At 72.5% G+C, this 11,622-nt stretch carries 11 protein-coding genes and 1 pseudogene; 5 read left to right on the forward strand and 7 right to left on the reverse strand.

Annotated elements, in window-relative coordinates; genetic code table 11:
- Window positions 1-26: 26 nt before the first annotated feature.
- The 4 genes from B1H29_RS30755 to B1H29_RS30770 all read right to left on the reverse strand — a co-directional run bounded on the left by B1H29_RS30755 (window position 27) and on the right by B1H29_RS30770 (window position 3,578).
- Window positions 27-1,094 (reverse strand): ABC transporter ATP-binding protein, encoded by a 1,068-nt coding sequence (locus tag B1H29_RS30755; protein ID WP_107095369.1) that lies wholly within the window; start codon window positions 1,092-1,094, stop codon window positions 27-29.
- Window positions 1,095-1,327: 233 nt separating this feature from the next.
- Complete coding sequence (locus B1H29_RS30760; protein WP_234393141.1) at window positions 1,328-2,155, reverse strand: ABC transporter permease; 828 nt, start codon at window positions 2,153-2,155, stop codon at window positions 1,328-1,330.
- Window positions 2,156-2,169: 14 nt separating this feature from the next.
- Entirely contained in the window at window positions 2,170-2,994 is an 825-nt protein-coding gene (modA, locus tag B1H29_RS30765; protein WP_055420831.1) for a molybdate ABC transporter substrate-binding protein, read from the reverse strand.
- A gap of 188 nt (window positions 2,995-3,182) precedes the next feature.
- Window positions 3,183-3,578, reverse strand: a complete 396-nt coding sequence (locus B1H29_RS30770; protein ID WP_055420830.1) for a TOBE domain-containing protein — start codon at window positions 3,576-3,578, stop codon at window positions 3,183-3,185.
- A gap of 63 nt (window positions 3,579-3,641) precedes the next feature.
- Here B1H29_RS30770 and B1H29_RS30775 point away from each other — a divergent pair.
- Window positions 3,642-4,368: pseudogene (locus B1H29_RS30775) on the forward strand (potassium-transporting ATPase subunit B); the annotation flags it as partial.
- Between the two features lie 362 nt (window positions 4,369-4,730).
- On the opposite strand, the gene B1H29_RS30780 reads toward B1H29_RS30775, so the two are convergent.
- Window positions 4,731-4,934, reverse strand: coding sequence for a DUF5999 family protein (locus tag B1H29_RS30780; RefSeq protein ID WP_055420829.1), 204 nt, complete (start codon window positions 4,932-4,934; stop codon window positions 4,731-4,733).
- 283 nt (window positions 4,935-5,217) lie between these two features.
- Window positions 5,218-5,802 carry a hypothetical protein gene (locus B1H29_RS30785; protein ID WP_055420828.1) on the reverse strand — a complete coding sequence of 195 codons (585 nt, stop codon included), beginning with the start codon at window positions 5,800-5,802 and terminating at the stop codon, window positions 5,218-5,220.
- Between the two features lie 551 nt (window positions 5,803-6,353).
- Between B1H29_RS30785 and B1H29_RS30790 the strand changes: the two genes are divergently transcribed.
- Both B1H29_RS30790 and B1H29_RS30795 read left to right on the forward strand, forming a co-directional pair.
- On the forward strand, window positions 6,354-7,871 hold the full coding sequence (locus B1H29_RS30790; RefSeq protein WP_055420827.1) for a glutamate-cysteine ligase family protein: 1,518 nt from the start codon (window positions 6,354-6,356) through the stop codon (window positions 7,869-7,871).
- A gap of 170 nt (window positions 7,872-8,041) precedes the next feature.
- Window positions 8,042-8,869, forward strand: a complete 828-nt coding sequence (locus B1H29_RS30795) for a CPBP family intramembrane glutamic endopeptidase (RefSeq protein WP_055420826.1) — start codon at window positions 8,042-8,044, stop codon at window positions 8,867-8,869.
- A gap of 63 nt (window positions 8,870-8,932) precedes the next feature.
- Here B1H29_RS30795 and B1H29_RS30800 read toward each other — a convergent pair whose 3' ends face one another.
- A complete protein-coding gene (locus B1H29_RS30800) occupies window positions 8,933-9,742 on the reverse strand; it encodes a PhzF family phenazine biosynthesis protein (protein WP_055420825.1) in 810 nt (269 codons plus the stop codon).
- Between the two features lie 181 nt (window positions 9,743-9,923).
- Here B1H29_RS30800 and B1H29_RS30805 point away from each other — a divergent pair, with 181 nt between their 5' ends.
- A complete protein-coding gene (locus tag B1H29_RS30805; RefSeq protein ID WP_055420950.1) occupies window positions 9,924-10,577 on the forward strand; it encodes a PadR family transcriptional regulator in 654 nt (217 codons plus the stop codon).
- A 476-nt stretch (window positions 10,578-11,053) separates the two neighbouring features.
- A complete protein-coding gene (locus B1H29_RS30815) occupies window positions 11,054-11,593 on the forward strand; it encodes a Clp protease N-terminal domain-containing protein (RefSeq protein ID WP_055420824.1) in 540 nt (179 codons plus the stop codon).
- Window positions 11,594-11,622 lie beyond the last annotated feature (29 nt).

Below are 11,622 nucleotides of genomic sequence, written 5' to 3' on the forward strand. Positions count from 1 at the left end.
GGGGGCACCGTAGCCCGCGTGCGGTGTCATGCCGGGTATGCGTGGGTCTGCGTCGCCTTGACCGTCGCCCACACCGGTGCGCCCGGGTGCAGGCCCAGCTCGGCCGCCGCGACCGTGGTGAGGTCGGCGGCGAGCGGGAGTTCGCCGGTGAGGTCGACGCGGATCTGGTCGCCGTGGGTCTCCAGGCCCGCGACCTCGCAATGCCACAGGTTGCGGGCGCTGGAGCCGGTGGGGCGTTCCCCGTACAGGGTCACGGCGCCCGGCGGGAAGGCCACGAAGACCGGGCCGGACAGGTCCTCGGTGGTGGTGACGGGGGGACCGGCGTCGAGCCGCACGGTGTGGCCGTCGGCCCGGCCGCGGTAGAGGTTCAGGCCGACCAACCGCGCGATGTAGTCCGTACGCGGCCGGCGGGCGATGTCGGCTGGGCCGCCCTCCTGGACGACCCTGCCGTCCTCGACCACCACCAGCCGGTCGGCCAGCACCATGGCGTCGAGTGGGTCGTGCGTGACCAGTACGGCCACGGCCTCGAACTCGGCCAGGTGGCGACGGAGCTGCGCCCGCACCTCCAGCCGCGTCCGCGCGTCCAGCGCGGCGAGGGGCTCGTCCAGCAGGAGCAGCCGGGGGTTGGTGGCCAGGGCGCGGGCGAGGGCGACACGCTGGGCCTGGCCGCCGGAGAGGCGGCGCGGCTTGGCGCCCGCGTGGGCGGCGAGACCCATGCGGTCCAGCCACGCGGTCGCTCGCGCCCGGGCCTCCGCCTTGCCCGCACCCCGGCAGCGCGGGCCGAAGGCCACGTTGTCGAGCGCGGTCAGGTGCGGGAAGAGCAGGTAGTCCTGGAAGACGACGCCGACCGGGCGGGACTCGGGCGGCGTACGGTCCAGCGCGGTGCCGTCGAGGCGCAGACGGCCGTCCGCCAGCGGTTCCAGGCCGGCGAGCGCGCGCAGGGCGGTCGTCTTGCCGGCGCCGTTGGGGCCGAGGAGGGCGACGACGTCGCCGGGAGCGGCGGTCAGCGCGACGTCCAGCCGGAAGGTGCCGCGGTCCACGACGAGCCGCGCGTCGAGGCCGCCGTCGGGCGCGTGGCCGTCCGTGGTGTCCATGGCCGAGGCCGGTTCGTCGGTGCCGGTCATGCCGTCCTCGTCCGGCGGGCCGGGTGCCTGGTCCGGCGGTCCGGACGCCCCGTCGGGTCCGTCGTGAGGCGCCCTGGTCCCCCTGGTCGTGGTGTCCTTGTCCGGTCCGTCATGGAGCGCCCTCGTCCGCCTGGTCGCGTTGCCCTCGCCCGGTCCGGCACGAAGACTCCGTCCCAGTGGTCGCCATGCCCTCGTCCAGCCGGTCACGATGCCCTCACCCAGCGGTCCCGGAGACCGGCCAGTACGGCGATGGAGACGGCCAGCAGCACCAGGCTGAGGGCGATCGCCGCCGCCGGGTCGTTCTGCAGGGCGAGGTAGACCGCCAAGGGCATGGTCTGGGTCCGCCCCGGGAAGTTGCCCGCGAACGTGATCGTCGCGCCGAACTCGCCCAGCGCCCGTGCCCACGCCAGGACGGCACCCGCCGCGATGCCGGGCGCGATCAGCGGCAGGGTGACCCGGCGGAACGCGGTGAAGCGGGAGGCGCCCAGCGTCGTGGCGGCCTCCTCGAAGCGCGGGTCGGCCGCACGCAGGGTGCCCTCCACGCTGATGACCAGGAAGGGCATGGCCACGAACGTCTCCGCGAGGATGACGCCCGTCGTCGTGAACGGCAGTGTGATCCCGAACCACGCGTCCAGCCACTGCCCGATGACGCCGTTGCGCCCGAAGGCCAGCAGGAGTGCCACGCCGCCCACCACCGGGGGGAGCACGAGCGGCAGTGTCACCAGCGCGCGGACGACGCCGCGGCCGGGGAACTCCGTGCGGGCCAGCAGCCAGGCCAGCGGCACGCCGACGACGAGGCTGAGCGCGGTCGCCGACGTGGCGCACACCAGCGACAGCCGCAGGGCCTCCCACACCTCGGGGCTGGTCAGTTGGTCCGGGAGGCTGCGCCAGGGGGCCCGCACCAGCAGGGCGATCAGGGGCAGCAGCAGGAACGCCAGACCGACGAGGGCGGGGACCAGCAGGGGGACCGGAACCATGCGGGCGCCGGTCCTCGCGGCGTGCGGCCTCCTCATGACGTCGGGCTTCCTCATGGCGTCGGGCTTCCTCATGGCGTGCGGAACCCGTCGTCAGTCAGCACGCGCTGCCCCTCGGCCGATTTCACCAGCGCGACGAAGGCCTTCGCCGCGCTGGCGTTGGGCGCGTCCTTGAGGACGGCGATCGGGTAGTCGTTGACGGCCTCGGCGGCCTCGGGGAAGTCCACGCCCGTCACCTTGTCACCGGCCGCCTTCACGTCGGTCCGGTAGACGACGGCGGCGTCGGCCTCGTTCAGCTCCACCTTCGTCAGGGCGGCCTTGACGTCCTGCTCGTAGGAGACCGGGGTGAGTTCGAGGCCGCCGGCCTTCAGAGCCCTCTGCGCCGCGGTGCCGCACGGCACGGTCTTGTCGCACAGCACGACCTTGAGGCTGGATGAGGTGAGGTCCTCCAGGGAGGAGATCCCCTCGGGATTGCCCGGCAGGGTGGCGATCTCCAGTTGGTTGCGGACGAAGGTGGACGGTTCGCCGGCCGTCGCCCCGGCGTCGGTGACCGTGGCCATCGTCTTGGGGCTGGCGGAGGCGAAGACGTCCGCCGGGGCGCCGCTGGTGATGCCCGCGGCCAGGGCGTCGCTGCCGCCGAAGCTGAAGGTGACCCCGGTGCCCGGGTGCCGCTTCTCGAACTCCTCGCCGAGCGCTGTGAAACTCTCCTCGAGCGAGGCGGCGGCGAAGACGGTGACCTGGCCGGAGACCTCCGAGGAGGAACCGGCGGAGCCCGATTCCTCTTGCGAGCCGGTGGACGACGAGCAGGCGCTCAGGGCCAGCAGCGTGGCGGCCCCCGCGCCGCTCACCCGCAGACTCCGGCGGATGCGGCGGGTCCTGCACACGGAACGGGTCATCACGGGCCACTCCCTCGGCGTCCTGCTGGCAGGAGTCCGACGGGCCCGGTGACCGGGCGCACGGCGGGCTCTCCGTTCGCCGATGATACTTCCGCATCTGCCAGGAGTAAGTCTCCTGTCTCATCGCATGAGCGAGCTTGACTGGTTCAGTGGCTTGCATGTGCGTCCGCACGGACGCGGTGCGGCGGTCACGCCGTGTCGATATGCACGTTCGTCGACTTCACGCGGGCGGTGGCCTCCATGCCGACCTCCAGGCCGAGCTCCTCAACCGCCTCACGGGTCAGCAGGGAGACGAGCCGGTGCGGGCCGGCCTGGATCTCGACCTGGGCGGCGACGTCGCCGAGTTTGATCGCGGTGACGATGCCGGGGAACGCGTTGCGGGCCGAGGTGTACGGCGTCTCCTCGTCGGCGCCGCCGGAGCGGGCGAGTTCGACCGAGAACGCGGCCAGGCCCCGTCCGTCGACGAGCCGCCGTCCGCCCTCGTCGCGGTGGGTGGTGAGCCGGCCCGCGTCGGCCCAGCGGCGGGCGGTGTCCGGGCTGACGCCGAGCAGCCGCGCCGCTTGGCCGATGGTGTAGGACTGCATGCCGGTCACGATAGGGCGCGGCCGGTGAACGGTGGACGCGGGGTTGGCCGTTGGGTATAACGCGATATAGCGTCAGGCGACCTGGTGGTCTGCGGGGTCGGGGACGTCATCCCCGGCGACGGCGACGTGGCCGAGGGTGTCGCGTCGGTCGACGAGTCGGCCATCACCGGCGAGTCGGCGCCCGTCATCCGAGAGTCGGGCGGTGACCGCAGCGCCGTCACCGGCGGGACGAGAGTGCTCTCCGACCGCATCGTCGTCCGGATCACCACCGAGCCGGGCGAGACCTTCATCGACCGGATGATCAACCTGGTCGAGGGCGTCGAGGGCGTCGAGGGCGTCGAGGGCGTCGAGGGCGTCGAGGGCGCGGCACGGCAGAAAACGCCGAACGAGATCGCGCTGAACGTCCTGCTGGCCTCGCTGACCATCGTCCTCGCTGCCGGCCTGCGCCAGGCTGCCGCCGTTCGCCGACTACGTGGGCACCGAACTGACGATGGTCGTCCTGGTGGCGCTGCTGGTCTGCCTGATCCCGACCACGATCGGCGCCCTGCTCTCCGCGATCGGCATCGCGGGCATGGACCGTCTGGTCCGGCGCAACGTGCTCGCCATGTCGGGCCGTGCCGTCGAGGCCGCCGGTGACGTCTCCACGCTGCTGCTGGACAAGACCGGCACCATCACGCTCGGCAACCGGCAGGCGGCCGAGTTCGTGCCGGTGCGCGGTAGGACGGAGGACCAGGTGGCGGACGCGGCCCAGCTCTCCTCACTGGTCGACGAGACGCCCGAGGGCCGCTCGGCAGCCCCGAGCCGGAGGAGGTCACCGCGTCGGCGGGGATGCCGGACCGCTCGACCGGGTGGCCCGTGACCGTGACTCTGCTCCGGCTGCCGGGAGCCGCCCGGGCACCGGCCTCGTCTGCTGCCACTTCCCCCGCCTCCGTCCACCACACCGTGAGACTTCCAGGAGTCTTCCGGAAAGCGGGCCTTCGGGTGAAGGCGTTCCGGGCCGGGAAGGGGGGGGGCCACCGTGACCGCGAAGGCACGGAGGACCACGTGGGGTGACCGGCCCCGGACACGCGTCGGGGCCGGTTCGCAGACGTCGCCTGCGGGCCGGCCCCGTGGATCACCGGGCGGACTGGGGTCGCACCGCCCGGCCTGTGCTCAGGCGGCGGTCATCAGGCCCGCACCGACAGGACGGTGCGGGGCGATGATCTGGCCGTCCGGCAGGAGCTCACCGGTGTCCTCGAAGAGGACGACGCCGTTGCACAGCAGGCTCCAACCCTGCTCCGGGTGGTGCGCCACGAGGCGGGCGGATTCCCGGTCGGCGGAGTCGGCTGAAGGGCACGGTGGCTGGTGCTGGCACATGAGTGGGGTCTCTCGGTCTGTCGATTCGGGTGAGGTCGCTGTCTTGTCTGTCCCGCGGCGTGAAGCGTCGTTCATGGCCGCCCCCCGTTGTGTAAGTCGGTCCGAACCCAGTGTTGCCCCACGGGCCTCGATCCGCAGGTATTTCGCAGCACCGCTTCTCACAGGTTGTGACGCATCACCCGCCCGGACGGTTCAGCTCAACTGCACTGTCACTTCGGGTGGTTCGACATGGCCCTATGGGGCTAGTCCGCCAGGGTCGGGGGGCGGCCGGCGGGAGGGGCGGTCAGGCCGGGGAGCGCAGCAGTCGTGTCGGAGTCACCCGGAGGGTGAGGACCGGCAGCAGATCGGCGACCCGGTGCGGCCGGTGGGCCGCGATGCCGGGAGGGGCCGGCGCCAGCGGCACCAGCAGGTCGGTGGCCGCGGGGTGTCCGGCGGCGGCGTCCGCGGTGCCGTCGCCGTGCAGCCACAGCGTGAGCATGTAGAGCCCGGGAACCGACAGCAGACGCGGCTGGTAGGCCTGCGGCATCGACTCGGCCTGGCGCAGGGCGCGCTCGGTCGAGGCGACGTAAGGGCCCTCGAAGAAGTGCGAGAACGCCCATCCGTCGGGGGTCAGCCGGGTCTCCGCCGCCGCCACCGCGCGGTCGCCGCAGCGGATGAGGAAGCGCCACCCGGTCAGCCGCGTCACCGCCACTCCCTCCGCCGTGATCCGGTCCAGGACGTGCACGGGAAGCGGCAGTTCGGGCGTGCCGGGCCCCTGGGCGCCGAGCAGGGCGGGGGTCCGGGCCTCACGGACCGCGGTGGGAGACGAGAGTGCGGTGAGAACGGAGCGCAGGGCGGGCGCGGGAGCCGGGGGGACATGCAGGGGCATGATGGGTCGCCTCTCATTCGAAGGCACGGTGGCGCGAGGGCGGAGCGGGGCGGACGACGCTGTCAGCTCGCGGGGCTGGAGAGGCAGCGGCCGGGGTCCGGAACCGGGAAGGCGGTGAGGCCTGCCGCGCGTCAGCTCGACGGCACGATCCATCGACCGTGGGCGCCGGTCAGCTACCTTGTCTGCGGAGTTTATACGACATGTGTTCAGACTGTGTTTCAACTAGCGGATTCCGGCAACCAGTACAAGGTTGCATTCGGCCGTCGATATGCGGGAATCCTCCGGATTTCTCGCCGTGTGGGCGACGGTGACCTCGGGGAATGCGCACCGAGCGGTCGGCCAATTGGCGTCGGCGTTTTTCACGACTTCCCGGCCGGGAAACTGCTCGACGTGTCATGCCCAGTGAATGTGCCGCCGGTCACATCGGCACAGCGTAGCGGCTGCCGGGCCGGTGCGGGGACGTTATCGATCGCTTCGGCTGGGCATCATCCCACCTGACCGGCCCCCGGCGGCCGGATCTCCGACTCACCGCTCCGAGAAGGGACTCTTCCATGGGGGAGAAGGTCGTGGCAGGTCAGTTCGACCTGTCCGATCGCCAGCGCTACCGCGAGAAGCTCCAGCGGTGCCTGACGGGGCTGGAGCGACTTCTGGCGGAGAAGCGGTTCGACCGTCCGAAGAACCTGATGGGGCTGGAGATCGAATTGAATCTCGTCGGTGCCGACGGGATGCCGAAAATGTTGAATGCGCAAGTCCTGGAGCGCATCGCGAGCCGCGACTTCCAAACAGAACTCGCCATGTTCAACCTGGAGGTCAACATCGCTCCACATCGGCTGGGCGGCCGGGTTTTCGACCGTCTCGCCGAGGAGATCCGTACGTCCCTGGCATATGCGGACCGCAAGGCGGGCGAGGTCGACGCCGGAATCGCGATGATCGGTATTCTGCCGACGCTGGACCGGGACGACCTGGTCTCCTCGAATCTCTCCGCCGTCGACCGCTACGCACTCCTCAACGAGCAGATCGTGGCCGCCCGCGGTGAGGACTTCACCCTGGACATCGAGGGCGTCGAGCGTTTGACCTGCACCTCGAAGTCCATCGCCCCGGAGGCCGCCTGCACCTCGGTGCAGTTGCACCTCCAGGTCACTCCGGACCGCTTCGCGGCCGTGTGGAACGCGGCCCAGGCGGTGACCGCCGCGCAGATCGCCGTAGGCGCCAACGCGCCCTTCCTCTTCGGCCGGGAGCTGTGGCGCGAGTCGCGGCCCCCGCTGTTCCAGCAGTCCACCGACACCCGCCCGCCCGAGCTCCAGGCCCAGGGCGTGCGGCCGCGCACCTGGTTCGGTGAGCGGTGGGTGACCTCGGCCTACGACCTGTTCGAGGAGAACCGGCGCTATTTCCCGGCGCTGCTGCCGATCTGCGACGCGGAGGACCCGCTGGACGTGCTGGACGCGGGCGGCGTGCCCTCGCTCTCCGAACTCGTCCTGCACAACGGCACCGTCTATCGCTGGAACCGCCCGGTGTACGACATCGCCGACGGCGTCCCGCACCTGCGCGTGGAGAACCGCGTCCTGCCGGCCGGCCCCACCGTCACCGACGTCATCGCCAACGCGGCCTTCTACTACGGCGTCGTCCGCGCGCTTGCCGAGGAGCCGAGGCCGCTGTGGACCCGGCTGCCGTTCGCCGCCGCCGCCGCCAACTTCGAGGCGGCGTGCCGCCACGGCATCGATGCCCGCTTCGAGTGGCCCCGGCGCGGCCGGCTGGGCGGCACCACCGAGGTCGACGCCGCCGTCCTCGTACGCGACGAACTGCTGCCGCTCGCCGAGGCCGGGCTGGACGCGTGGGGCGTGGAGCCCGCCGACCGGGACCTGTACCTCGGCGTGATCGACGAGCGGTGCCGGCGCCGGGTGAACGGTGCCTCCTGGCAGGCGGCCACGTTCCACCGGGCGCTGGAGGCCGGCCTGTCCCGGGAGGCCGCGCTGGCCGCCACGACCCGCCGCTACGTCGAGCTCATGCGCGAGGGCGACCCCGTGCACCGGTGGCCGGTGGGCCTGCCGGAGCCGGCGCCGCTGGGCTGAGACGCCCGGAGCACGCGGGGCCGGGGAGGGCCGGGTGCGCCCGGAGGGCCCCAAGGCCCGCAGGGCACCGGGGCCGCCGGAGGCCACCGGTGCCACCGAGGCCGCCCCCGCCGTGCGTCGCCCCATACTGATCGGGCAAGCTGTGACGTCCCAGGTGGAGGCAGGCGTGCATGGCGGAGGCGGGCCCGGTGGACGATTCGTTCCCTCAGAAGCCGGTTGACGGGGGGCCGGCTCCCCATGAGCGGCTCTCGCGACGGGTCCTGCGTGACGAGACGCTGCTCGTCCTCGCACTGTCGCTCGGTGCCAGCGGCGTGTCCGCCCTCATCAGCTTCATCGGCTCGGTCACCCGGCCCGGCGGGCTCAAGGACCAGGCGGCCACCCTCAACGCCTCCGCCGCGCCCGGCCGCCCCTGGCTGGACCTGGCCTGGCAGCTCTTCGGGATCACCACGGCGCTCGTTCCCGTCGCCCTCGTCGCGCACTTCCTGCTGCGGGAGGGGCGCGGCCTGCGCACCCTCGGCTTCGACCGCACCCGTCCGTGGCCGGACCTCGGCCGCGGGGCCGTCGTCGCCGCCGTCATCGGCAGCACCGGCATCGCCTTCTACCTGGCCGCCCGGGGCCTCGGCTTCAACCTCACCGTGGTGCCCGAGGCGCTGCCCGAGGTGTGGTGGAAGTACCCCGTGCTGATCCTCTCGGCGGTGCAGAACTCCGTCCTGGAGGAGGTCATCGTCGTCGGCTACCTGCTGCGCCGGCTCGACCAGCTCGGCTGGAGCCCCCGGGCGTCCCTGGCGGCCAGTTCGGTACTGCGCGGGTCCTACCACCTCTACCAGGGCATCGGCGGCTTCATCGGCAACATGGTGATGGGCGTCGTGTTCGTGTACCTGTACCGCCGCTGGGGGCGGGTGGGCCCGCTGGTGGTGGCGCACTCGCTGCTCGACATCGGGGCCTTCGTGGGCTACGCGCTGCTGGCCGGGAAGGTGGACTGGCTGCCGACGGCGTGACGGGGGAGCGGACGGCGCGGCAGCCTCTCGTCACGTCCCCGCCAGCCTGCCTGGGCAGTACAGCTAGGCCAGCAGCTCGCCCTCGATCACCGTCACCGCGTGTCCGCTCAGCAGCGTGCGCTCGCCGCGCAGCTCCGTGCGGACTCGGCCGGAGCGGGGCGAGGCCTGCAGCCCGGTGAGGCCGGGGCGGCCGAGGCGCTCGGACCAGAACGGCGCGAGGGCCGTGTGCGCGCTTCCGGTGACCGGGTCCTCGTCGATGCCGACGTTCGGGAAGAAGCACCGGGAGACGTAGTCGTAGCCACGGGCGGGGTCCTCCGCGCGTGCGGTGGCGATGATGCCGCGTCGGGAGTGCGCGGCGAGCGCCTTGTGGTCCGGGGCGAGGCCGCGGACCGTCTTCTCGTCGGCGACCTCGACGAGCAGGTCCCCGATGTCCGGCCCCGTGTCGAGGACCGTGAGGGGCTCCGCCCCCAGTGACTCGGCGACGCCCTTCGGGGCCTCGACGGGGGTGAGTGGCGCAGTCGGGAAGTCCAGGGTGATCGAGCCGTCCTCGCGGGGCGTCGCGACGAGGACGCCACTGCGGGTGGCGAACCGCACCGCGCCCTCGTGGCTGCCGGTGGTGTGCAGGACGTGGGCCGTGGCGAGTGTCGCGTGGCCGCACATCGCGACCTCGGTGGCCGGTGTGAACCAGCGCAGCGCCCAGTCGGCCTCGCCGCCCTCGGGCAGGCGGTGGGCGAACGCGGTCTCCGCGTGGTTGACCTCCAGGGCGACCCGCTGGAGCCGGTCGTCGTCCGGGAAGGCGTCGAGGAGCAGCACCCCGGCGGGGTTGCCGGCGAAGGGCCGGTCGGTGAAGGCGTCGACGATTCGGATGCGCATGTCCCGACGCTAGACGCCGCGCGAAGCCGCGGACCAAGGCCAATCGGTGAGTACTGGACCGCTTTCCGGGCGGGCGGAGTGGGCGGTCCCTCGGGCCTGTCGGAGGAGGCTTGCCAGTCGATACGTTCCGATATATCGTTGAAGCATCGCGACTGATCAACGACTGAGTGGAGTGATGGCGATGCGTAACCACGGATACGAGCGTGGACACGGCGGACACGGTGGACGCGGCGGCGAGGGCGGCCCCTTCGGCCACGGCGGCTTCGACGGTCGGCGTGCGGCCTTCGGCCCGTTCGGGCCGGGCGGTCCCGGTGGCGGTCCCGGTGGCCCCTTCGGGCCCGGATTCGGCCACGGAGGGCCCTGGGGTGGCCGCGGACGCGGCGGTCCCAGGGGAAGGGCGCGGCGCGGTGACGTACGGGCGTCGATCCTGGCCCTCCTGAAGGACCGGTCGATGCACGGCTACGAGATGATCCAGGAGATCGCCGAGCGCAGCGGCGGGGCGTGGAAGCCCAGCCCCGGCTCGGTGTACCCCACCCTCCAGTTGCTGGAGGACGAGGGCCTGATCGTCAGTGAGAGCGAGGGCGGCAAGAAGCTCTTCGCGCTCACCGAGGCGGGCCGCGCCGCGGCCGAGGAAGGCCCGGACGCTCCCTGGGAAGAGGCCTCGCGGGGCGTCGACTGGGAGGCCCTGAACGACATCAGGCAGGCCGGCTTCGGGCTGATGGAGGCCTTCGGCCAGGTCTGGAAGACCGGCAGCAAGGAGCAGCGGGAGAAGGCGCTCGCCGTCATCGGCGACGCCCGCAAGAAGCTGTACCTGATCCTCGCCGACGAGGACTGACCCGGTACGGCCGTCGCCGGCAGGTGTGCGGCCGCCCTCGCGAGGTGCCCCGCGGAGCGATCCGCGGGGCACCGTCGCGTGTGGGCGCGCTCAGTCGACCCGCCGTATCACCGCCGGGTCGAAGCCATCCCACGCGCGGGAAGGAGCTCTCGTCATGGCAGTGCCACGCCTCCCGGAACAGGTCGGCGAGCAGCGCCTCGGCCGGGGCGTGCACCCGGTACACGTACTGCCTGCCGTCGACCGCCGGCAGGGCCACCAGCCAGCACCTGCTTCTCATGCCCCTGTCGCACCAGCGAAGGCACGCTTCGGTTGCCCCGGTGAGCGCACGGCAAGGCGGCGCGCGCCCGGCAGGGCGAAACGGCTTGATCTCATCCGTAAGGAGGAGATTCCGGCCCACCGCGTCCACTCTGCGTGGGACGCGAGAATGCTTCCCGTCGGGGATGACCCGCTCCCGGGAGGCTGATGAGCTAGGAGATGTGCAACCCTGTATCCCCCGGCAGTCGGCCGGCGAGCAAGGCGCCCGGCGCCCGGACGGCACCGACCTCGATGCCCGGTTCGGCGAAGAACTGGCACCGGTGGTCACCGGCGCCCGCCGCAGAGCGGTACGGGACGGGGACCGGCAGATCGACACGGCCCATCTGCTGCACTCCCTGATCGAGTACGACCCCGAGGCCCGCGCCGTCCTCGGAGAGGGACCCCAGGTCGCCCGGCTGCTCGGCTACCTCGTGCAGCGCAGCATCGGCTACGGCCTGCGCTGGCAGAGCACCGTGGAGGATTCCGGCGCCGTACCCGTGGTGACCGGGGCAGCCGGCTTCTCGCCGCTGGCCGCCACCGCCATGGAGGGCGCCCGCGCACGCGCCGTCCGGCGCGGGGCGGACCGGCCCACAGGCGTCGACCTGCTCGCCGCCCTCGTCACGGACCCGCAGGCGCGGGCCGTGGAGGTGCTCGGCCGTGCCGCCGTCGAACCGCGCACGGTGCTCGCCCGCGTGGAGAACCACTTCGAGCCGACGCCCTGAGCACGCCCCGCTCATCACCGGCTGAAGCG

The sequence above is a fragment of the Streptomyces pactum genome, from assembly GCF_002005225.1.
GTDB lineage: Bacteria > Actinomycetota > Actinomycetes > Streptomycetales > Streptomycetaceae > Streptomyces > Streptomyces pactum_A.